Raw genomic sequence first — 22,597 nt, 5'->3', positions numbered from 1 at the left:
CCGTTGTCTTAGGCGCTTAGCGTGTCGGGTGGTTGACTTCCAGCGGACGGAGGTCAAACAGCAGCACTTCTGCCTGATCGCCGCCGCTGAAGGTCAGCGCTTCCTCTTCCCGTACCCGTGCGCCGTCACCTGCGTTGAAGGTGATGCCGTTCACCTGCACGCTGCCTTTCGCGACGTGGATGTAGGCGTAACGGTTCTGCCCGAGGGTAAAGGTCGCTTGCTCCTCCCCATCAAACAGCCCGGCGTAGATGCGCACGTCCTGACGGATGCGCAGCGCGCCATTTTCACCTTCCGGCGAGATAATCAGGCGCAGTTGGCCGCGTTTTTCACTGTCTGGCACGGAGACCTGCTGGTAGCCCGGTTCGCTGTTCTTCTCCGCTGGCACCACCCAGATTTGCAGGAAGTGTACGCCTTCCGTGTTGGAGTGGTTGAACTCGCTGTGGGTGACGCCACTGCCAGCGCTCATCAACTGCACGTCGCCAGGGACAATCACCGAGCCAGTGCCCATCGAGTCTTTGTGCGCCAACGCCCCTTCCAGCACGTAGGAGATGATCTCCATGTTGTTGTGCGGGTGGGCACCAAAGCCCCTGGAGGCAGCTACGCGGTCATCGTTGATCACCAACAGGTCGGAGAAGCCGGTCTGTTGCGGATCCCAGTAGCTGGCGAATGAGAAGGTGTGGCGGGAGTTCAGCCAGCCGTGGTTACCTGCACCGCGTTGTTCAGACAGTCTTTGCTCGATCATGGTGTTCTCCTTGGTAGATGAGGTGAAAGAGCCATCGCCCTTCCGATGAAGAGAGAATAGCCGTAAACTGATTTGCTCATCAACCAGCCAAAATGACAATGACTGTCACAAATTAGTGGACACTATGCAGATAGAAGATCTCCGTATTTTTCTGGCCGTGATCAAGGCCAGCAGTTTCACGGCCGCCGCCGACCAGCTCATGCTCTCGAAGCAGTATGTCAGCCGACGTATGGCAGCGCTGGAGGAGAGCCTCGGCGCGCGGCTGCTGAACCGCAATACCCGCAAGCTGTCAGTGACGGAAGCCGGGCAGGTGTTCTCGCTCCATGCACAGCGCATCCTGGACGACATTTATGAGGCGGAGCAGGCGGTGTCGGAGCGCCGACAAGAGCTGCATGGCACCTTCCGCATCAGCATCCCGATGTCGTTCGGCATGAGCCACCTCTCGCCGCTGATCGCCGAGTTCCTCAGCCTGCACCCGGCGGTGCAGTTCCAGGTGGAGTTGGGCGATCGCCATGTCGATCTGATTGGCGAGGGCTTTGACATCGCCATCCGCATCGGCAGCCTGTCGGACTCGACGCTGATTGCCCGTCGGCTGGGGGAGCTGAACCGGGTGATCTGCGCCAGCCCAGCCTATTTAGCCCGTGCTGGCACCCCGCAGGTGCCGGATGACCTGCTAAACCACGCCTGCCTGCGCTTTGGGCGCGAGGGGCAGTATGGCTGGGAGCTGCAACAGGAGGGAAAACGGCGGATGTGGGACGTGCGCGGCCCGATTGTTAGCAACAATGGTGAGGTGCTGCGCGATGCGGCCATCGCCGGGCTAGGGGTGGTGCTGTTGCCAGCGTTTATCGTTGGGCCAGCGCTGGCGCGCGGTGACCTTGTCACGTTGCTGGAGGCTAACCAACCCGCGCCGCTGAGCCTGAATGCGCTCTATCCGCAGCATCGCCAGCGCAGTGAGGTCAACCGGGTGTTTTTGGCATTTTTGGCGGAGCGGTTGGCGAACGTGGCGTAAAGCAAGGGGCAGGCATGGCCTGCCCCAAGGGCGTCAGACGTTTACCCGCCGGGAGGTGAAGGCGACAATTACCATCATCACCGCGACAAACAGGAAGGCAATTGGCAGGGAGATGTGCAGGGCGATAAAGCCAATCGAGGCTGGCCCGGCCAGCACGCCCATATAGCCAAGGGTGGTGACGGCAGGCACCGCCACCTTCTGCGGCATACTGGTCTGGCGGCCAATCGCCGTGAACATCACCGGCACGATGTTGGCGCAGCCGATGCCAATCAGGGCGTAACCCAGCAGCGCCAGCGGCCAGGATGGGATGAGCACCGGAAGCGCCAGCCCGGCAGCGGCAATCAGCGCCCCGGCGGTGACCACCCGGTGCGGGCCGAAATGCGCCACGATGCGATCGCCGGTCAGCCGCCCCACGGTCATCAGGGTAGCGAAACAGGCAAAGCCCAGCCCGCCCAACGACTCATCCAGCTGGCGATGCTCGGTCAGGAAGACCGCGCTCCAGTCCAGCACGGTGCCTTCGGCCAAAAAGACCGCAAAACAGATCGCACCCAGTACCAGCACCGCGCCGCGCGGTACGGCGAATGCCGGGCCTTCGGGCGGGTTGGCATAGGTCAGCAGGCCACCGAGGCTTAGTGCCAGCAGTACCAGAATGAACAGCAGCACCGCCAGACAGGCATAGAGCGGCGTGATGCCGAGCATCAGCAGGCCGCTCATTGCCCCCGCGCCCGCGATGCCCCCCATGCTGTAGAAGCCGTGGAAGCCAGACATCATCGGCTTGGCGGCGGCCTTCTCGACGATGATCGCCTGCACGTTCATCGCACAGTCAGTGATGCCCATGCCCACGCCAAACAGCAGCAGCGCCACCGCCAGCACCCATGCGCTGCCAATCACAGGCAGCAGCGGCAGCAGCAGGCTGAACAGCAGCACCGAGCAGATCAGCACCGCCCGGCAGCCAAAACGCGTGGTAAGCGAGCCGGTCAGGGGCATGGCGGCCAGCGCGCCGCCGCCCAGACAGAGCAGCAGCAGCCCCAGCGCGCCGTCATTGACGCCGGTATTGAGCTTGGCGAACGGCACCAGCGCCGCCCAGGCGGCCGCGCCAAAACCCGCGATAAAAAACAGCGTGCGGGTGGCGCGCTGCTCGGCCCGGCCCGGCGCGCCGGTCTGGCACGGCTCTTCAACGAGATCGGTAAATTGTTCCACTGCCTCTTCTCCCTTCATCCGTGGTGGTGGCCATTCACTATTTCCAGCACCTGTTCATGCAGGGCCGGGCAGCCGCTGGCGATTACTGGCCCACCGCGCTCCGCCCGCTCCCCCTTCACTGTAGTCACTCTTCCGCCCGCGTGTTCAATCAGGGGGATCAGCGCGACGATGTCATAGGGCTGCAAGGCGAACTCCACACAGATATCGATGTGGCCAGCCGCCAGCATCGCCATCGCATAGCACTCGCCGCCATAGCGCGTCATGCGGGTGCGATCGACCAGCGTGGCGAAATCAATCTGGGCGGCGTGGGCGGCCGACGGCGGCGCCGTGGTATGCAAGATGGCCTGATCCAACCGCACCGAGTGGCGGCTTTGCAGTTGCCGCTGTCCGTGGAAGTCGCTGGCCCACGCGCGTTCGCCATCTGACCAGAAGCGTTCACCGGTATGGGGCTGGCTCATCATTCCCATCACGGCGCGGCCATTGTGCAGCAAGCCAATCAGCGTGCCCCACACCGGCAGCCCGCAGAGAAAGGGGCGGGTGCCATCCACCGGGTCCAGCACCCACTGGAGTGGGCCGTCGCCGCTGGCACCAAACTCCTCGCCCAAAATCGCATGGTCAGGGTAGCGGGCCGCAATCAGCGCCCGCATCGCCCGTTCGGCCTCGCGGTCTGCCTCCGTGACCGGGTCAAAGCGTTCGCCCTCCTTGGGTTTGGTGTCGATGGTTAAATTCTGGGTGCGAAAACGTGGCAGGGTTTGCTGGCTGGCGACGTTAGCCAGTTCATGCAGGAAAGCACTGTCTGGAAAGTGAGTGTTCATCAGATTTACATCCACTGTGAATGAGTGATGCAAAGATTGGGAAGCCGCAGTATGATGCATTATGCTCGAATGTGCCATATTGAATAATAAGGAATCAGATACGTGCTCGATTATGCCGCTTTTCCTGAGCAGCGCCAGGCGCTGATCCGCGAACTCCTGCAACAGGAGGGGCGGGTGGTGTGCGCGGCGCTCTCGGCCCGGTTGAAGGTCTCTGAACACACGGTGCGACGTGATTTAAAGGAGCTGGCGGCAGAGGGCGTCTGCAAGCGGGTGCACGGCGGGGCGGTCAGCATCATGGCGGACGGCGGCGAACTGACGCGCCGCGCCAGCGAACCCAGCGGTGAGAAACTGGCGCTGGCGCAGGCGGCGGCACGGCTGATCAAGCCCGGTGCCTGCCTGTTCATCGATGCGGGCAGCACCAACCTGGAGCTGGCAAAAGTCCTGCCAGCCGGGCTGGCGCTGACCGTCGTGACCAATTCGCCGCTGGTGGCCACGGCGGCGCTGGCCCAGCCGGAGTGCGAGGTGATTATGCTGGGCGGCGTTATCCAGCGCAAAACCGGCGGCAGTCTGGGGATTACCGCCCAGAGCCAGTTGCAAGGCATCCACTTCGATCAGACCTTTCTCGGTGCCTGCGCCCTTGACCCGGAACAGGGCGTGACGGCATTCGATTTTCAGGACGCAGAGTTCAAGCGCGCGGTGATTGCGCAGAGCAGTGAGGTGATTGTCGCGCTGACGGCCCATAAATTTCCCGGCGTGGCGCGCTTCGCCGTGGCGGGCTGTGAGGAGATCTCCACGCTGCTGGTGGATCGCGCCGCGATGGGCAACAAGCTGGCACTGCTCGAAGATAAAGAGGTGTCGATTCTCTTCGCCTGACCGCGCACGCCGTCAGATCTCTCTGAATTTCGCCGCCAGTTGCTGCAACATTCACCACCCACCCGCCACCGGGTGGTTAAACCCTCTCCCTTTGCTATGGTTAGAAGACGCATTGATAACAGGAGAGAAAGCATGGGAATGTTTGATTTTGTAAAAGAGGCCGGTGAGAAACTGTGGGATGCAGTCAAAGGCAACGAACATGCCAGCGAAGCAATCAAAAAGCACATTGAGACCCTGAACCTGCCGGGCAGCGACAAAGTAGACATCAAGGTTGACGGCAACAAGGCCGTAGTGACCGGCGATGGCCTGACACAGGAGCAGAAAGAGAAGATCCTGGTGGCGGCCGGTAACGTCAATGGCATCAATGCCGTTGAGGACAATGTCAGCGGTGCCGCCAGCGAGCAAGGCTCACGCTTCTATAATGTGGTTTCCGGCGATACCCTGAGCAAGATTTCCCAGAAAATGTACGGTGATGCCAACCAGTACAACAAAATCTTCGAGGCTAACCGCCCGATGCTGAGCAGCCCGGATAAGATTTATCCCGGCCAGAAGCTGCGTATCCCGAACTAACGCTTTGCTGCTTCACCCCGATCCCAGCGCGCGGCCCTTGGCTGCGCGCCTTGCCAGACCAGTCCCGCTAATGAGTCAGCCCAGACCCCCTGCATGACGTTTTCCTTTTCCCTGCTAAAAATGTGACTAATCGCACATCTTTCTAGCGCATCGCCAACTCTGTATGCCGTATTAAATATATTGCACGCATTTTCTGATGCTTAGGCCATTCCCTCTGCCAGACCCCGCCAGAAAAGTTTTGATTGTGTGCTGCAATGGATGGCAATAACCAGCATGTTCACCTGATTCTATTTCAACGCCGTGGCGTATCAATACATTGAAAAGGTTATAAGTTCTTTGCTAATTAACATTGAGTTAATGCAGCAATAAGTGAGTGGGAAAGGGGTAAAAAACGCATTATTCACCTATCGATAAAATAAGTGCTGAATTAGGATTAGTCTGTAACTTTATATATAAATGGCGCTTATATTATCGCGAAATAATTCACCTGAGATAAATAAAGAATTGTCTTATTTATCACGCCGGTGATGAAAAGTGATAAAAGATGAGATGACAACTAATGACGTTTATGCTTCACTTTTTTCCCATCTCGAAAAATTAATGCGCATAAAATAAGAGCCATTCGCCGTCCCCGTTTTACCCTGTGAAAACATTAAGAGACGATAATAATGAATAAGTTATTTGCGATTGTTGCGCACCAACCCAGTCATGCTCTCTACTGGACTGTGGAGTATCTTTCCGCCTTCCCGGAAAATACCATTATCATCCATTATGACGCCAAGTCAGATATCAGCGAGATTGCCGATCTGGCGAAAGAGAATGTTATCTTGCTCACAAAACGGGTGCCGGTCTATTGGGGGGATGTTTCCCAAATCCACGCGACCTGTCGGCTGCTGGAAGAGGCGATGCGCTACCGCTTCGACTACTTCTTCTTGCTCTCCGGGGATGACGTCCCGGCTGCCTCTAACGAGGCCATCAATGCATTCCTCTCTAAACATCGGGGCCAGGAATTTATTCACTATCAGGATGAGCGTAGCCATTATGTTAATCCGGCTGACCGGGTCATGTATAAATATCCGCCCTACTTCTTTACCAAGCAAAAAAGTCTGGTCTTTGCCGTAAAGCGAAAATTGTTTAAACATATTCGTTTTATGTATAAAAACCATGAAATAACCTCGCTGCTCAGTAATGGATTGGAGATGACCTTTTATAAGGGCACCAACTGGTTTGCCCTAACCTATGGCAGCATTGGCTTCATTCTGGATATTCTGCACACCCATCCCACCCTGCTTCCTTCATTTAATTTCACTTACTGCTCCGACGAAATATTCTTCCACACCCTGCTGAAAATGAAGCCAGAAGTGAAGATATATGACAATCCTGGCGTGAGGAACAACTGTTTCCGCTACATTGACTGGAACAGCGGCCCCGATTATCCCAGGACGCTGGATGTCAGCGATGTAGAAAAAATTCGAAAGAACTTCTATTTCTTCACCCGCAAGGTATCGGATAAATTAACGCAAGAGGAATTTTCTCATTTCAAGGATCTGGTGAATTAAGCCCTCTCTTTTCCTGTCTCCCCTTTTTGCCAGTGACACCAACCCCAGACAGGAAAAGGGCCACGCGCTAACGTGGCCCCGCGGGCAGCGTCTCAGCCGTTGAGTTTGGCGTAGATCGCCTGCATGTCCTCTTCGCTGAGGGTGTCCTGGCGGCGGAAGAACGGGCTGACCAGCGACTTAAACTCGCTGTAGCTCTGCGCCTGCTGCTCGCGTTCCTCACTGCCATGAATGGCCAGATGCTGGTTGAACAGGTTGTATTGTCCCTCTTCGCGCAGGCCCGCCATGATCAGGTTATGGCGGAACAGCGACTCAGGATGGGTCGAGACAAAATGGTTGGCGACCACGATGTCAACCTGTTCACAGGGGCGCTCATCGAACAGGTACATCAGCCGTTTTTGCTCTGGCCCGGCGAGGGAGAGCAGCCACTGGTCGTGACCGGTGCGTGCCAGCGCAAAACCCTGTTGCTCCCCCTCCTCCAGCCGCAGCGGTGCGGGCAGGCTGACGCCACCGAAGCCGACATCCGCCAGATAGCGCGTGCCATTCAGCGTGACGATCAGCAGCATGTGGGTCTGCGGCGTGGGGGCCGGCTCCTCCAGCCCCCAGACCACCCGCGCCAAATGGGGCGTGACGCTGAAACCGGCCTCTTCCAGCACCTGTTTGAACAGCAGGTTGTGCTCAAAGCAGTAGCCGCCGCGCCCCCGCGTCAGGAGTTTGTCAGCGATGTCAGCCAACGCGGTGCTGATGGGGCGGTTAAGCAGAACCTCAATATTTTCGAAGGGGATGGTATGCGGCCAGACGTGGTGCAGCGCTGCCAGCGTCTCCCAGTTAGGTGGGAAGGGGCCGCTGAGGTTTGCCAGTGTCGCAAAGCGGGTGAGGTGTTCGGTGTTGTTCATGGTGTCGTACCTAAATAGATGCGCGATGTGCACGCCATACTGAAGCATAGTGTGGGTTGCCGCGCCATTTAAACAGCGCCTGCGTGGAGATGGCCGGTTTTCAGGTAAAACAGCGCCCCGGTGGGGCCAGTTATCAGCGCCGGGCAGGGGCCGGGCGGCAGCCGCAGCCAACTGTTGGTTTCCCACTCGGTGTCACCCTCGCACAGCGTTCCCTCAAGGACGAGCAGTTCCGCGCCGCCCGGCGGTGGCTGGCTAAAAACAGGTTCGCCAGCGTGGAGACGCTGCAAGCAGACCTGCTCAAACGCGCTGTGATAGAGCGGGCAGACCTGCCGACCAGCCTCGTCATGCCAGTTTTTGGCGTCACGGGTGTTGAGGCGCAGGCTGGTGCGCTCCGAGGGGTGCATCTGCCGCAACTTGACGAACAGGGTCGCCCCTTCGGCGCTGGAGGGGGCATGGGAGGAGCCATCCGGGTTGCGCATGTACCAGCCAGCCGGGTAGTGGTGCGCGCCTTCGCTGAAGGTGCCAGCGAGTACCAGAATCTCTTCACCGTCAGGGTGCGTATGGGCAGGAAAGCGCGAGCCTGGCCGGTAGCGAACCAGACTGGTGGCGCGCGCTTGCTCCGCGCCGATGCGGTCAAGCATCACGCGTTCGACACCAGATTGCGGCGAGGGCACCCACTGGTGGTCAGCAGGCCGGACGCTGGCGCGCTGTGAAAAATCAGCATGTATCAACATGGGTCATCACTTCTCTAAACAGCGCCATCGCTGGCGCGGGGATAGGGTAATTATGGAAAGGCAGGGCCGGGGAGGCAAACCAGATAAACTTGGCAGCGGGGAAAGAATTTCTTTGGCGTTGAATTAGCCCCGGTGCGCCCTCACTCCGCCGCGGGATGGGCGACGTCCTCCGCCAGCCAGTCATGGAACAGCTTGACCTCCGGGCGCAGCACGGCCTGTTGCGGCGTCACGATGTAGTAGTCCCAACGCAGCGGCCAGCGTTGGTCGGCGTGCAACTGGCGCAACTGCCCGGTTCCGATCAGCGTCTCCACCAGCGCCCGCCGGACAATCGCCACGCCCCGGCCGCTCAATGCGGCGAGGATCACGGCGGAGGTGGAGTTGATATGCAAACCGCTCTGGGCGCTGGCGGGCGCGCCCAGCTTCTCCAGTACCTGCTCCCAGCGCGGGAAATCCGCGCCGGGGTGCGGCGTATCATCATGGATAAGTTTTTGTGAGGCCAGCCACTCCACACTGCACGCCTGACCGGCGGGCAGCAGCCGGGGACTACAGACCAGCACCGCCTCTTCCGCCATCAGCCAGGTTTTGTTTACCCCCGGCCAGTCGCCTCGGCCACAACGAATGCCGATATCGGCCTCGCCGTGGGAGACGTCCATCAGCTTCTCCGTCACGTTCAGGCGCAGGTCGATATGGGCGTGGCTCTCGGAGAAGCGGTTCAGGCGCTCCATCAGCCAGTTCATCATCAACACCTGCGAAGCGGTAATCACCACCACCGAGCGGGCGCGGCGGCCGCGCAGTTTCCCCAGCCCGCGCTCCAGGCTGTCCAGCCCCTGGGTGATCTCCTGCAATGCCTCTTCGGCCTCACTGACCAGCGTCAGGCGCGTGCTGCCGGAGCGCGAGCGGTGCAGCAGCGGATGGCCCACCCACTCCTCCAGCGCCCGCACTAGTTGCCCGACCGCCGCGGGCGTGACGCCCAGCTCCGTCGCCGCGCCGGTAAAGCTACCGTGGCGCGCGGTCGCCTCAAAGGCGTGCAGCCATTTCAGTCTGTTCAGTGAGCGCATCATCGTTACCCGTTAAGATTTTCTTTATCCTGCCACAGCCCCATCTTGCGAGATAGATTTTCTTTCCTGTTCCGCTATTTCTTATCAGTCGTCAGTCCCGGCGGCCAGTGCCACTATACGGCCATACCGAGGGCTGCCAGCCGGCAGGCCATTTTATTAAGAGCAAAGAGGTCGAGATGGGCGTTTCATTCGCAGGTAAGAAATTGTTGGTCGTTGGCGGCACCAGTGGCATGGGCTATGAAACTGCCCGTCTGGTGTTGGAGCAGGGGGGGAGCGTGGTGCTAGTGGGCAACCGTCAGGAGAAAGCGGAGCAGGCGCGCCAGACGTTGGCCACCAAGGGGCCGGTCACGGTGATCGTGGCTGACCTGACCACCGAAGCGGGGATGCAGCAGGTGCTCGCCACCCTGAATGCAGAGCATCGTGACATCAGCCTGCTGGTGAACGCGGCCGGGGTGTTCTTCCCGAAACCGTTCGTTGAGCATGAAGCGGCGGATTATGACATCTATATGAGCCTCAACCGCGCCACCTTCTTTATTACGCGTGATGTGGTACGCAACATGGTGGCGAGCGGCAACCGTGGCGCGGTGGTGAACATCGGCTCCATGTGGGCGCAGCAGGCGATTGGTGCTACTCCCTCTTCCGCCTATTCAATGGCCAAGGCCGGGCTGCACGCCCTGACCAAAAATCTGGCGATTGAGCTGGGCGGCCACGGCATCCGGGTCAATGCCGTGTCACCAGCCGTGGTGCACACTCCGATCTATGAGGGCTTTATCCCGAAAGAGGAGGTGGGCGGCGTGATGGAGAGCTTCGACAGCTTCCACCCGATTGGCCGGGTCGGTACGCCGGTTGACGTGGCCGAGGCGGTGACTTTCCTGCTCTCTGACAAGGCGGGCTGGGTAACCGGCGCGGTATGGGACGTGGATGGCGGCGTGATGGCTGGCCGCAACGCCTGATGAGGGGAGGGTAGCCTGTGACGGATTCCACCGCTGACTTTCCGATCAGCCAGCAGAACCGGAACATTGCCCGACTGGCGCTGGCGCAGGCGCTTTCGGGCGCCAACTCGGTGGTGTTCTACACCACCGGTGCGATTGTGGGAAATAGCATCGCGCCCACTGCCACGCTGGCGACACTGCCCATCAGCCTGTTTGTCTCAGGCATGGCCGCCTGCATCCTGCCGTTTGGCGCGCTCGCCAGAAAGTATGGCCGGAAAGCGGCCTTTATGGTGGGGACTGCCAGCGGGGTGCTGACCGGCCTGCTGGCCGCGCTGGCGGTGGTGGAGCACTCGTTCCTGCTCTTCTGTCTGGCGGCGTTTTTGGGCGGTGCCTACGCGGCGGTCACGCTCTCCTTCCGCTTTGCCGCGACGGATGGCGTCAGCCCGGCGCGGCGCGCCAGGGCGCTGTCGCTGGTGATGGGCGGCGGGGTGGCGGCGGGCGTCATCGGCCCAATGCTGGTTAGCGGGACGATGGATCTCTGGCCGCCCCACACCTTTGCCGCCACCTTTATTGGGCAGGCCGTGGTAGCGGCGCTCGCGGCCACGGTGCTGGCTGGCGTTAAAACGCCGCCGGAGCCTGCTCCGGTCGCCGGGGGTGGCCGCCCGCTGGCAGAGATTGCGCGCCAGCCCGGTTTTGCCCGCACCGTCGCCTGTGGCGCAGTGGCCTACATGGTGATGAACTTTTTGATGACGGCCGCGCCGCTCTCCATGCACCAGCATGGCCTGTCGCAACAGCATGCCAACCTCGGCATCCAGTGGCATGTGATCGCCATGTATGGGCCGGGCTTTTTCACCGGGCGGCTCATCAGCCGTGTTGGCGCGCGGCAGGTGGGCGCGTTGGGGCTGGTAATCACCGCGCTCTCGGTGCTGGTCGGCCTGACAGGCACAGATGTCATCCACTACTGGGGGGCGCTGATCTTGCTGGGACTGGGCTGGAACTTCGGCTTTACCGGTGCCTCGGCGCGCGTCATTGATTTCCATCGCCCTGAGGAGAGAACCCGCGTGCAGTCGTTCAATGACTTCGTGGTGTTTGGCGTGATGATCGTTGGCTCCTTCTGCTCTGGTGCCTTGCTAAACGCATTTGGCTGGCAGGCGGTACTCTGGGGATCGCTCATCCCGCTGCTGCTTGCGCTGGTGGCCCTGTGGGGCGAAAGATCGCTTCACAAAGAGTAAACCCTTCCCCCTAAGGCTCGCTGCCGCACCCGTGGTGGTGAGCCTTTTCCCGTTTGTTAATCATAAAGGGAATGATAACGATTTGCGTTATCCTTTCGTTTAAGTTCGGTGAAGTAGTGTGTCAGGCCTTTACATTTTAATTCTGACACGGACGATACCTTTGAAGATCAAGACCCTGACCCTGCTGATGCTGGCGGCCAGCGCCCCGGCCTTGGCAGAAGATACGCTGGTGGTCTCCGCCAGTGGTTATGAGCAGAAGATGACCAACGCGCCTGCCTCCATCTCAATCATTGGTCAGCAAGAGCTGGCGAAGAAAAACTACAGCGATTTGGGGCAGGCGCTGAGCGGCGTGGAGGGTGTGGATGTGCGCGGTGGCACCGGCAAGACCGGCGGGCTGGACATCAGCATCCGGGGAATGCCGAGCAGCTACACGCTGATCCTGATTGATGGCGTGCGCCAGAACGCCAGCGCCGATGCCACGCCCAACGGCTTCGGCACCCTCGACACCGCGATGATGCCGCCGCTTTCGGCCATCGACCACATTGAGGTGATCCGCGGCCCGATGTCGACGCTCTATGGTTCCGACGCGATGGGCGGCGTCATCAATATCATCACCAAAAAAGAGACCGATGCGTGGCACGGCGGCGTGAACCTCTCCCACACTGTGCAGGAGCATGATAAGTGGGGCGATGACTCCACCCTCGGCATCTACACCAGCGGCCCGCTCGCCAACCGTGCCCTGACGCTGGCGCTGCGCGGCAACCTCAGCCATCGCCAGGGTTCCAGCGTCACCAGCCTGAGCGACAGCGGCGGCAACACCCGCGTCCCTTACCCGACCAAGACGGACAACTACAGCCTGGGTGGCCGGTTGAGCGCCAAGACCAGCGATAGCAACACCCTGTGGATTGATGGCGAGACCGCCCGGCAAGAGTATGACAACCGCAACAGCCAGCTGGGGCCGGTGGGCGTCAGCGGCGGCGGCTACCGCGAGCGGCTGCGCTACCAGCGCAACAAAGTGGTGATCGGCCATGATACCGATCTGAGCATTGGCCGCTGGAGCTCCAGCCTCTCCTACGCCGTGACGGAGAACAAGGGGCGGCTGCTGACGCCGCGCACGCTCTCCACCGAGAACCAAGGGCTGAGCGGCGAGGATCGCCAGCTCAAAAACAGCAATGCCATCCTCAACACCAGCCTGATCGCGCCGGTAGGGGATGATCACCTGCTGACCGTGGGCGGCGAGTATTGGGATGCCCGCCTGAAGGATGGGATCGTGCTGGCCAACAGCGGGGAGACCTTCCGGCAAAAGACCGGCTCGCTGTATGTCGAGGATGACTGGCAGCTGCTCGATCCGCTCTCACTCACCTGGGGCGCCCGCTATGAGAAGCATGACAGCTTTGGCGGCCACGTCAGCCCGCGCGCCTATCTGGTTTGGAACGCGCTGGATGACTGGACTCTGAAAGGCGGCGTCAGCACCGGTTACAAAACTCCCTCCCTCAGCCAGTTGCACAACGGGGTGAGCGGCGTGGCGGGCAACGGGCTGGTCACCACCATCGGCAACCCGTCGTTGAAGCCGGAGAGCAGCGTCAACTATGAGGTGGGCGTCTATTACGAAGGGGAATCGGCGGTTAAGGCGAACGTCACCGGCTTTATCAACCACACCCGCAACGCGATTGAGACGGAGACCATTGATGACGCTACCTACTCCTATCGCAACGTCGGCAAGGCATTAACGCAGGGGCTGGAGTTCGCGACCTCACTGCCGCTGTTCACGCCGGCGGTGACGCTGGATCTGAACTACACCTACACCGATAGCCAACAGCGCGGCGGCGACAACCCCGGCGCACCACTGACCAACACCGCGCGCCACATGGCGAATGCCCGCCTCTCCTGGCAGGCGAGCGAAGCGCTGTCAACGTGGGTGGCGGCGGAGTACCACGGCAAAACGCCGCGCTACACCACCCGCTACGCCAACCTGAGCGCGGTACAGAAAGCGGTATATGACGACCGTGGCGCTTACCTGAAGCCGTGGACCGTGGTCAACCTGGGCGCGGCCTATCGCCTGACGCCACAGCTGACCCTGAATGGCACCATCAATAACCTGTTCGACAAAGACTTCTCGCAGGTCAGCCTCTACCGCGCAGGCAGTGGCACGCTCTACGCTGGCGATTACTTTGAGACGCAGGCCTCCACCACCGGCTACGTAACACCGGGCCGCAACTACTGGCTGTCGTTGAATTACACCTTCTGACGAAAGCCGGAGATAAACGCCCCTGCCAGCTCTCGGGCTGGCAGGGGCGTTTAATTAAGGTGCAGCTTAATTTCTGATGAGGCCTGTTGCAGTGCGGTGCGTACTGTCGGCTCCTGGCTCAGGGCGTTGAGCAGGCCATAGTCATGGATCATGCCGTTGTAGCGCGTGACGGTCACCGGCACACCGGCGGCGTCGAGGTGGCGGCCAAAGGCTTCGCCCTCGTCGCGCAGCACGTCCAGTTCAGCGGTCTGGATCAGGGTCGGCGGCAGGCCCTTCAGCTCTTCGCGGGTGGCGCGCAACGGGGAGGCCAAAATGTTGTTGCGATCGCTCTCCGAGGTGGTGTAGCTGTCCCAGAACCACTTCATCATATTGCGAGTCAGGAAGTAGCCGTTTTCAAACTGGTTGTAGGAGGCATCGTCAAAGCGGGCATCCGTGACCGGCCACAGCATCACGTTGTAGCGGATGGTCGGGGTATGGAAGCGCTTGGCCTGCAAGGCGACGGCGGCCACCATGTTGCCGCCCACGCTGTTGCCCACCAGCGCCAGACGGTTGCCATCGACGCCAATCTCCGCGCCATGCTCCGCTACCCATTTGGTCGCCTCATAGGCTTGGGTAATGGCAACCGGGTAGCGCGCCTCCGGGGAGGGGGTGTAGTTCACGAATACCGCTGCCGCGCCAGACTCGTTCACCAGATCGCGTACCAGCCGCTCATGGGTCGGGAAGTCGCCGAGCACCCAGCCGCCGCCGTGGAAGAACATAAATACCGGCAGTGTGCCGCTGCTGTTGGCGGGCTTGACCACGGTCAGCGTCAGCGGCTGGCCCAGCACGGTGATGGACTTCTCCGTCACCTCTGCTGGCGGCAGCGTCGCGCCCTTCTGCGCGCCAATCAGCACCTCACGCGCGGCGGCCGGGGAGAGCTGCTCAATCGGCTTGCCACCGCCGCTGTTCAACACCTGTAGGAAGCCAGCCACGCCAGCTGTCGGTGCCGGGGCGCCCTCGGTTGCCGCAAACGCGGTGGTCATCTGTCCTGCCAACAGCAGCGCGCCCACGATTAATTTTAATTTCATGTGAATACCCTGGAATAATAAGAAAGGCTGAGTATTCACGTGATTTGGGGAAATTGTAAGTTATACCAAAGGATAATAGCGGCGAGCCTTCCCGCAATATCCAAGGTTATTTGGTAAGCGAAAGCGCTTATTTTCTAACTTATTCATATAATTTGATTAAAAATGTCAGTAATTTTTGATTTTATTCAATAACCCGCCCTTTATGATGGAAAGTGTACCCTGTAAAAAATGGCCCGCTGTCAGCGAACCCTGCCCGCCAAGGCGCAAAATGAGACACTGTATGGAACACACTGTTTATATTGTTGACGATGAGGAGCCAGTGATCGCGGCCCTGCGTAATCTTCTCGGTTCAGAAGGATATGCGGTCAGCGCGTTTACCTCCCCACAGGCGTTTTTATCCCAGCCCACCGTTAATACGCCCTGCTGCCTGATTGTGGACATCAATATGCCGGGTATGGATGGCTTTGAGGTGTCAAAAACGCTGAACGAGCGCGGGTACTCGGTGCCCACCATCTTCCTGACGGGGTTTGGCACCATTCCCATCACCGTGAAGGCGATGAAGGCCGGGGCCTATGAGTTCCTGACCAAGCCGGTGATGCCGGAGCCGCTGTTGCTGGCGGTGGCTGAGGCGCTGCGTATCTCGGCGCAGAGCCAGGTGCAGTCGCAGGAGAAACGGGCGCTGACTGAGCGTATCCAGTCGTTGACGCCGCGTGAAACCGAGGTGATGCAGTTGGCGGTGAGCGGGTTGCTGAATAAACAGATCGCCGCCGAAATGGGCGTCAGCGAAATTACTGCCAAAGTTCATAAGCGCCGCGTCATGGAAAAGATGCAGGCGCGATCCCTGACCGATCTGGTCAGGGCGGTGGAGAAGATAAACCGGTTTAAAGAGCCGCGCCACTCCCACTATTAATTTTTGTGGGGGTATTATCTGCCAAAAAAATAGCGTGCCATCCCTTCAAATTTTTTGAGCACCTTACCGCCTGCAAAAAGGCCAGGCGGTAAGGGCATTAATGATTTGAGGTATTATGGCGGGGAAGCGTAAACCAGAATGTGCTGCCGCCCCCCTCCCGGTTCTCTACCTGTAATTTCCCGCCGTGGCGATGGATAATTTCGCTGCTGATGGTCAGGCCCATCCCCATCCCGCGACTTTTGGTGGTATAGAAAGAGTCAAAAATCTTATCCATGATCTCCTCGGAAATACCGGGGCCGCTATCAGATACCTCAAAACGCAGGGTATCCGGGGTGGGGTGGGAGGAGGCAAGCCTCAACAGATTGGTGCCGCCGTTTTCCGCCATCGCCTCCATCGCATTGACCACCAGATTCAGCAACACCTGCTGGATCTGCACCCGGTCACAGAAGATGTAATCATCACTGGCCTGAAGATCCAGCTCCAGCGAGATGAATTTACGCTCCAGCTCCAGACGTGACAGCGACAAGATATCCCGGGCGATCAGGTGCAGCTGGGCCGGGGTAAATTCAGAGACGTGGTTGCGCGTCAGCGCCTGCAAGCCGCGGATGATGTCACCGGCGCGGCTTCCCTCCTTGATAATCTCCTCCAGACTTTGGCTGGCGTTCTCCAGATGCGGTGGCGTACGCTTCAGCCAGCGCAGGCTGGCCCCGGCGTTGGCGACAATCGACATCAGCGGCTGATTGATCTCGTGGGCGATCGAGGCGGTCAGCTGGCCCACGGTGGTGGCGCGCGACACCCGCGCCAGATCCGCCTGTGCGATGCGCGCGGCATCTTCCGACATGCGCTGGCTGGTGATGTCCGAGAGGGTGCCGAAATACTCCTTCACCTCCGGCCAGTTCTCGACCGGCTCGCCAATCCCCTTGATATAGCGGCACTCGCCGTCGGTGCGGATGATGCGGAACTCGGCCTGCATCGGCTGCCCATTGCGCACGCTTTCAATCACCAGTTCATTGATGCAGGTGAAATCATCCGGGTGGACGCGCGTCATGAAATCGGCCATCGAGAGACTGTTCTGGTGCGCTGGCAAGCCGACAATCCGCCTGTACTCCTCGGAAAGTAGCATCACATCCTGCTCCAGGTGCCAGTGCCAGGTGCCGGTGTGGCTGATCTTCTCGCCCAGCATCAAGGATTTCTGGCTGGCGAGCAGCTGCTTCTCCACCCGCCGCCGGTGCCGGTTCTCATCCACCAGCTCGGCGTAGAGGCGTGCGGTCTCCAGTGATACCGCCGCTTGCGCGGCCAGCATGGAGACAATCCGCGAGTGCTCGGCGGTGAACACATCGGGCATCAGGCGGTTCTCCAGATAGAGCACGCCGACCATCTGCGCCTGCTTGAACATCGGTACGCACATCACCGCCGCCCCGGATGCCACCAGATAGTGATCCTGGCTGAAGGGGCTGAACACTTCCGGCTTGCCGGTGCGGATCTCCTGGCCGGTGCGGATCACCGCCGCCAGCACGGAGAGCGGCAGGTCGGTGGCGACCGGCGTCTCCTTGACGATACTGACATTGATGGCGTCGGCGGTGGTAATGGCGCGCGCCTCAATCTCCGGCGTTTTGCCCTCGATCAGGCGGATCAGCAGGCAACGCTGCGCCCCAGCGCGCTCCACCAGCATCACCATCAGGGTGTGGATCAGGCGTTCGAGATCGATCTCCTCGGTTAGCACGCGCAGGGCCGTGGCCATGCTTTGCAGGTCGCTCATCATTGCGCTCTGCTCAAAGGTCACGGTGCTCAGCGCCGCATGGGCGCTCTGCGTCACCAGATGGGGATGGCGGCCCTCCAGCTGGCGCACCTTGGCTCCCGCGCCCCAGCGCTCCCACGCGTGGAGCGCCCCCTTCAGGTAGCCTTCGGCAGCGAACTTCAGGCCACAGGCGGTGGCGAAACGGGCGGCCAGCTCACAGGCCACGCCGTGGATATGGTGGAACTGCCCCTCGCGCGAGAGGGCCATCGCTACCTCATATTGCGCGGCGACCTGGCTCGTCTGGCCGTCCAGCCGCAGGCACTCGGCGCGCAACAGCGCCTCTTTGTCGGCGAAGGTTTTCGGGTTGCCAGCGGCCCACGCCGCAATCTTCTCCAGATGGCGTTCGATCTGCGCACGCGGCCCGGTGCCGCAGCTCTCCGGCGTCAGCGGGATGGCGATCGACAGCGCGCTATAGAGATGGAAATCGAGCATATGGATATGCCCAGGGATCATCTCAATCAGCGGCGCGGCAGTGGCAAAGCAGTGGCTGGCGTAGGCATATTCGCCGGCAAAGAAGTGTGCCATGCCCTTGTAGAGCGGCGACCAGAACTGCATCAGCAGCAGCGGCTCCACCCGTTCGCCCGGCTTGTCCGGCCTGAAGGTGGGCGGCGTGAAGTCATGGCCGGAGAGGGGCTGGCTGCCCGGCTTGCGCAGGAACATCACGTAGTCGCGCTGCATATTGAGCACCACCTCCACGCCCTTGTAGTGCGCCTTGCGCACGTAGGTCAGGCCGCGCTCAATCGAGGTCTGCACGCCGTCGAGGTGATCGCCGCGCGCCAGATAGTTCATCACGATGTGGCGCAGCGCCAGACAGGCGGGAGTGCGGTCGCCATGCTCCACGGCGGCATCAAACGCCGCCTTGGCCTGCTCAATCGCGTAGCTGACGGGCATTGTCCAGATGCTGATCTGGTCGAGCGGCAGCAGCGTCAGCGCCCGGTAACCGGTGAAATTGTGTTTGTGCACCAGCTCACGCGCCAGCAGCGCGCTGGCAAATCCCCGGCGGTGCTCGTGGTAGTGGTCGCCACACAGCGCGCCATACCAGCACAGCGCGAAGGTGGAGGCGCCCGTGATGCCGTGGTCGAGCGTCAGGTGCAGGATTTTGCAGGTGATGATGAAATTCAGCCGGGGATCGATAAAGGCGGCGAATTTGCTGGCGCTGGCCAGCAGGTTCATCATCGCCTCAGTGTGGCGGCAGGCCAGCCGGGGCAGCTTCCTGAAACGGGTATGCGGGTTCTCGCCCACCTGTGCCTGCAATGCCAGCCGGGCCGCGTTGCACTCCGCCCTGTCCGGGTAGCGGCCGAGATGGATGCCAAACACTGCCAGCCAGGCGAGGGCAGTCTCCAGCGCCAGCTGGCTGTCTGACTGGCGCATGTGGACTTCCGCCATCAGGCAGGCGGCCTTGGCCTTGTCGGTCAGTTCCCCCGGCGCGGCGAGCAGGGCGGCACAATGCCCAAGCGCAACGGCAAAATTGCCGTTCAGGAACTCACACTCCGCCTCCTCCAGCATCAAGGCCACCGCATCCGCGCTGGCATGGGCATTCAGCGTGCGGGCGTGGGCCAAAAAGCGCAGGGCGGATCGGTAGTCACCTGTCACCTTGGCGCGCCGGGCGGCGTGCAGGATCAGGCCGCTGAAGGTGGCGCGATCCGCATCAGTCATGTCGGCATGGCCTATCGCGGCGATGTGGTGCACCGCGCGGAACAGCAGCTCATTGGTGGCGTTGCCGTTGGCGAGTTCGGCCAGCCGGTGCGCGGCCTGATAGTGCAGCGCCTCCTTCTCTTGCGCCGCAATCAGCCCCAGCGCGGCCTCATGCACCCGGTCATGCATAAAGGCATAGGTGGTGCTGGTGAGGGTAATCAGCCGGGCAGCGACGGCGGGCAGCAGGATAGCGCGGATCTCCGCCACCGGCAGGCCAAGAAGGCGGCTAAGCTGGGCAAGCTCGCCCGAGCCGCCGATGCAGGCGACCTGCCCCAGCAAGCGCCGGGCGGCGGCGGGAATGGTCTCCAGCTGCTGCAAGGTGCGTGAGGCCACGTTCTCGGAGTAGTGGCAGCCGCGCAGCGCCTCGCGGTCATAGCCCCAGCGGGTGGCGGAGTGGGTAATCAGCCCGTCACGCACCGCCTGTCGGTAAAACTCATGGGTGAAGAGCGGGATGCCGCCGGTCTTCTCATGGATCAGCTGGGCCAGTTCGGTGGTGGCCGAGGCGCGGCTGTGCAGCTGGCCGGCCAGCCAGCGGGTGATCGCCTTGATGGAGAGCGGCTCTGGCGTGAGGTCAACCACCCTGGCGGCCGCGGCGCGAATTTTCGTCAGGCGGGTCGACACCAGCGGGCAGGGCAGTGAGGACTCCTCCCGGTGGGAGATGACCAGCAGCAGCGGAATATCATCATGGTGGCTTAGCAGGTGTTGCAGCAGATAGAGCGAGGCCGGGTCAGCCCAATGCACATCGTCAATCAGCATCACCAGCGGCCGGCCGGGGACGCTAAAGGCGTTGACCAGATTGCAGGCCATGGTGTTGAAGGTGTCGCGCGCATCCAGCGCGTGCGCCTCGGGCGGCACATTGGCCTGTCGGTTGAGCAGCACGCCCAACTCCGGCACCAGACTGACGGCCAGCCCGGTGTGGTCGCCCAGCAGCCGCGTAATGTGCGTTTTCCAACGCGCTACCTCCGCCGTCGGCAGCCCCAGCAGGTGGAGCGCCAGCGTCTTGAAGGCGGCGGAAAACAGGGCGTAGGGCAGAATGGGGGAGTGCTGATCGGCCTTCACCACCGTCAGCAGCGCCTTTTTCTGTCGCAGCAGGTGCAGTGAGGAGGCCATCAGGGAGGATTTGCCCGATCCCGGCGCGCCGCTGATCACCACCAGCAGGGGCTTGCCGTGGCGATCGACCTCATCAAAGGCGGCCAGCACCTCGGTGGCCTGTGGGTGGGTCAGCAGCAGCGCACCCGCTGCCTGCCCGTCGCGCTGGCTGTCCTGCAACCCCAGCGTAAAGGGCGCGAGGTTGCCATCCGGCTGGAGATTGGACTGGCAACGGCGCAGGTCGGCCAACAGGCCCTCCGCCGTCTGGTAGCGGGCCTCGGGGTTCTTCTCCAGCAGGCGCAGTAGGATGGCGGAGAGCACCGGTGGCACATCCTTGCGCAGCACGTGGGGCGGCACCGGTTCAGAGGCGATGTGGTGGTGCGCCCACTCCGCGTGGCCCCCTGCCAGACTGCCGAACGGCAGGCTGCCGGTCAGCAACTGGTAGAGCACAATGCCGAGGCTGTAGAGATCGCTCTGGCTGCTCACCTGATGCGCGGTGCGTGAGGTGTGCTCCGGCGACATATAGGCCAGCGTCCCGCCCGTCACGGGCAGCCTTGCCTGTTGCAGGCTCTCGGATGCCAACGAGGCCAGCCCAAAGCCACCGAGCATGATGGCACCCGTTGGCGAGAGGAACAGGTTGGCAGGCTTGATGTCGCCATGTACCAGCCCCTGTTGGTGCATCATCCCCAGTGGCGTGCAGACCCGCGCCGCCAGCTCAAGGAACTCGTGCAGGGTGCCCGGCGGCTGGCGCAGGGCGTCGGCCAGTGTCCGGTAGGGGAAGCTGGGGTAGATGAGGGCATAGCGACCTTGGTAGCAGCCTTCGCGCAGCGGTTTCAGCGCCCACGGCTCGGCGAGTTTCTCCCGCAGGGAGAACTCATTTTTCAGCAGCTGCGTGGCCTGAAAGACCGTCTCCTCGCTGGCGGCGGTCGCCAGCACGAAGAGGTCGCCATAGGGCACATGCTGGCCGCACAGCCACTCAATGCTGCCCTCCTGCGCCAGTGGGGTGACGCTCATCGCCTGTGGCGGGCAGGTGTTCTCATCTTCATCTGACAGCAGGATCTCGGGGTTCAGGCTCATTAGCGTACCTCTTTCGAGGAAAATTCCCGGCGGATGTGTCCGAATAACGTCTCGATTTCAATCGGCTTGCGCATAAACGCAATGGCCCCGAGGTTGAGGGCATGGCACAGCATCTCCTCATCCCCGTGGCCTGAAATAATGATCCCCGGTGGCTTGCCCAGCCGCCGGGTCAACTCACTGAACAGCGTGAAACCATCCATGCCTTTCAGGCGGGCATCAATGATAAACAGGGCGGCGTTTGCCAGCGCGTCCCTATCCTCTAGCAGCGTTTCCGCCGAGTCGAAGGATTGGGTCTGGTAACCCTCCGATTGCAGCAGGTTGCTTAACCCACTGCGAACTGACCGTTCGTCATCGACGACGACAATGCACTGCGACAGCGTCATGCTGTAGTTGTCCTTTCAGGGTACTCGGTACCGGTGAAGCTTTTCTTACGGGGTGTGGTCACCGGAAGAGGGAGGCGTGCCACTGATTTTGGGGACGCACTCATGGCGGAACCACGCCAGCGTGACCGGTTGGCGGCGGATCAGCCTTCTGCACAGCGGGACAATCTGCTCTCCCACCAACATGCCGAACAGCCCCAGCAGCGCGATAATCGGTGGCGCAGGGGAGTTGACCCCCACTGCCACGTAGATTGCGCCGGCGAGCATCCCCATCGCCAGTGATACGGTATATGGTTTTAACATAATTAGCCTGCTTGTGAAGTAGCAATGTGGGATAAGGCGACGGGGGCCGCCTGTTGCGCGGACACGTGGGTGGGGGGTTCCCGGTCGACAAACTGCATCGCCAGCTGGCTGCCGAGGATCATGCCGAGCAGGCCCACCAGCGCAATGGCTGGCGGTGCGGGCGATTTCACATTCAACAGCGCGTAGATCACACCGATCACCACGCCCATACCCAGCGAGATAAGTAGGCCCATCGGCCCTCCTGCCATAGAGCCGTGCCGACAGTGGCCGGCGCAGCGGGGTTAGCGAGCCAGCACCAGAAGCGGCACAGGGTCAGGGAGAGTAGCGCCCGGCAGGCAAGGGAGCCTGCCGGGTCACTGTCTGGGCGGAGTGTAAAGCGCGGGCGGGGGAGCGGCTATTATCTCTGTGTATAA

The 22,597-nt window shown here is 61.1% G+C and carries 19 protein-coding genes; 8 read left to right on the top strand and 11 right to left on the bottom strand.

Annotation, left to right across the window (positions count from 1 at the left end):
• Window positions 1–16: 16 nt before the first annotated feature.
• Window positions 17–742, bottom strand: coding sequence for a pirin family protein (locus C1N62_RS19100; RefSeq protein WP_137765290.1), 726 nt, complete (start codon window positions 740–742; stop codon window positions 17–19).
• A gap of 124 nt (window positions 743–866) precedes the next feature.
• On the opposite strand from C1N62_RS19100, the gene C1N62_RS19095 reads away from it, so the two are divergent.
• The gene (locus C1N62_RS19095) at window positions 867–1,751 is read left to right on the top strand and encodes a LysR family transcriptional regulator (RefSeq protein ID WP_137765289.1); all 885 of its coding nucleotides are present in this window, start codon (window positions 867–869) and stop codon (window positions 1,749–1,751) included.
• A 33-nt stretch (window positions 1,752–1,784) separates the two neighbouring features.
• On the opposite strand, the gene C1N62_RS19090 is transcribed toward C1N62_RS19095, so the two are convergent.
• Together C1N62_RS19090 and hisN are read right to left on the bottom strand one after the other, a co-directional pair.
• The gene (locus C1N62_RS19090) at window positions 1,785–2,951 is read right to left on the bottom strand and encodes an MFS transporter (RefSeq protein ID WP_240775805.1); all 1,167 of its coding nucleotides are present in this window, start codon (window positions 2,949–2,951) and stop codon (window positions 1,785–1,787) included.
• Window positions 2,952–2,965: 14 nt separating this feature from the next.
• Window positions 2,966–3,766, bottom strand: a complete 801-nt coding sequence (gene hisN, locus C1N62_RS19085; protein WP_137765287.1) for a histidinol-phosphatase — start codon at window positions 3,764–3,766, stop codon at window positions 2,966–2,968.
• Between the two features lie 102 nt (window positions 3,767–3,868).
• On the opposite strand from hisN, the gene C1N62_RS19080 reads away from it, so the two are divergent.
• The 3 genes from C1N62_RS19080 to C1N62_RS19070 all read left to right on the top strand — a co-directional run bounded on the left by C1N62_RS19080 (window position 3,869) and on the right by C1N62_RS19070 (window position 6,768).
• Window positions 3,869–4,639 carry a DeoR/GlpR family DNA-binding transcription regulator gene (locus C1N62_RS19080; protein WP_137765286.1) on the top strand — a complete coding sequence of 257 codons (771 nt, stop codon included), beginning with the start codon at window positions 3,869–3,871 and terminating at the stop codon, window positions 4,637–4,639.
• Between the two features lie 132 nt (window positions 4,640–4,771).
• Entirely contained in the window at window positions 4,772–5,209 is a 438-nt protein-coding gene (lysM, locus tag C1N62_RS19075; RefSeq protein WP_137765285.1) for a peptidoglycan-binding protein LysM, read from the top strand.
• Window positions 5,210–5,877: 668 nt separating this feature from the next.
• On the top strand, window positions 5,878–6,768 hold the full coding sequence (locus C1N62_RS19070; protein ID WP_137765284.1) for a beta-1,6-N-acetylglucosaminyltransferase: 891 nt from the start codon (window positions 5,878–5,880) through the stop codon (window positions 6,766–6,768).
• 92 nt (window positions 6,769–6,860) lie between these two features.
• Here C1N62_RS19070 and C1N62_RS19065 read toward each other — a convergent pair whose 3' ends face one another.
• The 3 genes from C1N62_RS19065 to C1N62_RS19055 form a co-directional block, all read right to left on the bottom strand.
• The gene (locus C1N62_RS19065) at window positions 6,861–7,661 is read right to left on the bottom strand and encodes an arylamine N-acetyltransferase (RefSeq protein WP_137765283.1); all 801 of its coding nucleotides are present in this window, start codon (window positions 7,659–7,661) and stop codon (window positions 6,861–6,863) included.
• Between the two features lie 68 nt (window positions 7,662–7,729).
• Complete coding sequence (locus C1N62_RS19060) at window positions 7,730–8,395, bottom strand: cupin domain-containing protein (RefSeq protein ID WP_137765282.1); 666 nt, start codon at window positions 8,393–8,395, stop codon at window positions 7,730–7,732.
• Between the two features lie 140 nt (window positions 8,396–8,535).
• The gene (locus C1N62_RS19055; RefSeq protein WP_137765342.1) at window positions 8,536–9,453 is read right to left on the bottom strand and encodes a LysR substrate-binding domain-containing protein; all 918 of its coding nucleotides are present in this window, start codon (window positions 9,451–9,453) and stop codon (window positions 8,536–8,538) included.
• A 176-nt stretch (window positions 9,454–9,629) separates the two neighbouring features.
• Between C1N62_RS19055 and C1N62_RS19050 the strand changes: the two genes are divergently transcribed.
• The 3 genes from C1N62_RS19050 to C1N62_RS19040 all read left to right on the top strand — a co-directional run bounded on the left by C1N62_RS19050 (window position 9,630) and on the right by C1N62_RS19040 (window position 13,865).
• The gene (locus C1N62_RS19050) at window positions 9,630–10,406 is read left to right on the top strand and encodes an SDR family NAD(P)-dependent oxidoreductase (RefSeq protein ID WP_137765281.1); all 777 of its coding nucleotides are present in this window, start codon (window positions 9,630–9,632) and stop codon (window positions 10,404–10,406) included.
• A gap of 17 nt (window positions 10,407–10,423) precedes the next feature.
• On the top strand, window positions 10,424–11,617 hold the full coding sequence (locus C1N62_RS19045) for an MFS transporter (protein ID WP_137765280.1): 1,194 nt from the start codon (window positions 10,424–10,426) through the stop codon (window positions 11,615–11,617).
• A gap of 154 nt (window positions 11,618–11,771) precedes the next feature.
• Window positions 11,772–13,865, top strand: coding sequence for a TonB-dependent receptor (locus C1N62_RS19040; protein WP_305036966.1), 2,094 nt, complete (start codon window positions 11,772–11,774; stop codon window positions 13,863–13,865).
• Between the two features lie 50 nt (window positions 13,866–13,915).
• On the opposite strand, the gene C1N62_RS19035 is transcribed toward C1N62_RS19040, so the two are convergent.
• The gene (locus C1N62_RS19035) at window positions 13,916–14,932 is read right to left on the bottom strand and encodes an alpha/beta hydrolase (protein WP_137765279.1); all 1,017 of its coding nucleotides are present in this window, start codon (window positions 14,930–14,932) and stop codon (window positions 13,916–13,918) included.
• 280 nt (window positions 14,933–15,212) lie between these two features.
• Here C1N62_RS19035 and C1N62_RS19030 point away from each other — a divergent pair, with 280 nt between their 5' ends.
• On the top strand, window positions 15,213–15,842 hold the full coding sequence (locus tag C1N62_RS19030; protein WP_137765278.1) for a response regulator transcription factor: 630 nt from the start codon (window positions 15,213–15,215) through the stop codon (window positions 15,840–15,842).
• A 97-nt stretch (window positions 15,843–15,939) separates the two neighbouring features.
• On the opposite strand, the gene C1N62_RS19025 is transcribed toward C1N62_RS19030, so the two are convergent.
• The 4 genes from C1N62_RS19025 to C1N62_RS19010 are packed head-to-tail and all read right to left on the bottom strand — an operon-like array spanning window position 15,940 to window position 22,417.
• Complete coding sequence (locus C1N62_RS19025; protein ID WP_137765277.1) at window positions 15,940–21,501, bottom strand: ATP-binding protein; 5,562 nt, start codon at window positions 21,499–21,501, stop codon at window positions 15,940–15,942.
• Window positions 21,501–21,884, bottom strand: coding sequence for a response regulator transcription factor (locus tag C1N62_RS19020; RefSeq protein ID WP_137765276.1), 384 nt, complete (start codon window positions 21,882–21,884; stop codon window positions 21,501–21,503). The genes C1N62_RS19025 and C1N62_RS19020 overlap by 1 nt, the downstream gene beginning before the upstream one ends.
• 45 nt (window positions 21,885–21,929) lie before the next feature.
• On the bottom strand, window positions 21,930–22,184 hold the full coding sequence (locus C1N62_RS19015; RefSeq protein WP_137765275.1) for a XapX domain-containing protein: 255 nt from the start codon (window positions 22,182–22,184) through the stop codon (window positions 21,930–21,932).
• Between the two features lie 2 nt (window positions 22,185–22,186).
• The gene (locus tag C1N62_RS19010) at window positions 22,187–22,417 is read right to left on the bottom strand and encodes a DUF1427 family protein (protein WP_137765274.1); all 231 of its coding nucleotides are present in this window, start codon (window positions 22,415–22,417) and stop codon (window positions 22,187–22,189) included.
• Between the last annotated feature and the right edge of the window lie 180 nt (window positions 22,418–22,597).

The organism is Nissabacter sp. SGAir0207 (assembly GCF_005491205.1).
Taxonomy (GTDB): domain Bacteria; phylum Pseudomonadota; class Gammaproteobacteria; order Enterobacterales; family Enterobacteriaceae; genus Chimaeribacter.
Note: the sequence above shows the minus strand (reverse complement) of the source record. Positions and strands in the feature narration are given on the sequence as shown.

Coding starts and splice junctions, on each gene's coding strand:
- lysM (WP_137765285.1), top strand. CDS start 4,772: ATGGGAATGTTTGATTTTGTAAAAGAGGCCGGTGAGAAACTGTGGGAT.
- C1N62_RS19020 (WP_137765276.1), bottom strand. CDS start 21,884: ATGACGCTGTCGCAGTGCATTGTCGTCGTCGATGACGAACGGTCAGTT.
- C1N62_RS19035 (WP_137765279.1), bottom strand. CDS start 14,932: ATGAAATTAAAATTAATCGTGGGCGCGCTGCTGTTGGCAGGACAGATG.
- C1N62_RS19050 (WP_137765281.1), top strand. CDS start 9,630: ATGGGCGTTTCATTCGCAGGTAAGAAATTGTTGGTCGTTGGCGGCACC.
- C1N62_RS19030 (WP_137765278.1), top strand. CDS start 15,213: ATGGAACACACTGTTTATATTGTTGACGATGAGGAGCCAGTGATCGCG.
- C1N62_RS19015 (WP_137765275.1), bottom strand. CDS start 22,184: ATGTTAAAACCATATACCGTATCACTGGCGATGGGGATGCTCGCCGGC.
- C1N62_RS19055 (WP_137765342.1), bottom strand. CDS start 9,453: ATGCGCTCACTGAACAGACTGAAATGGCTGCACGCCTTTGAGGCGACC.
- C1N62_RS19100 (WP_137765290.1), bottom strand. CDS start 742: ATGATCGAGCAAAGACTGTCTGAACAACGCGGTGCAGGTAACCACGGC.
- C1N62_RS19095 (WP_137765289.1), top strand. CDS start 867: ATGCAGATAGAAGATCTCCGTATTTTTCTGGCCGTGATCAAGGCCAGC.
- hisN (WP_137765287.1), bottom strand. CDS start 3,766: ATGAACACTCACTTTCCAGACAGTGCTTTCCTGCATGAACTGGCTAAC.
- C1N62_RS19060 (WP_137765282.1), bottom strand. CDS start 8,395: ATGTTGATACATGCTGATTTTTCACAGCGCGCCAGCGTCCGGCCTGCT.
- C1N62_RS19025 (WP_137765277.1), bottom strand. CDS start 21,501: ATGAGCCTGAACCCCGAGATCCTGCTGTCAGATGAAGATGAGAACACC.
- C1N62_RS19065 (WP_137765283.1), bottom strand. CDS start 7,661: ATGAACAACACCGAACACCTCACCCGCTTTGCGACACTGGCAAACCTC.
- C1N62_RS19010 (WP_137765274.1), bottom strand. CDS start 22,417: ATGGGCCTACTTATCTCGCTGGGTATGGGCGTGGTGATCGGTGTGATC.
- C1N62_RS19070 (WP_137765284.1), top strand. CDS start 5,878: ATGAATAAGTTATTTGCGATTGTTGCGCACCAACCCAGTCATGCTCTC.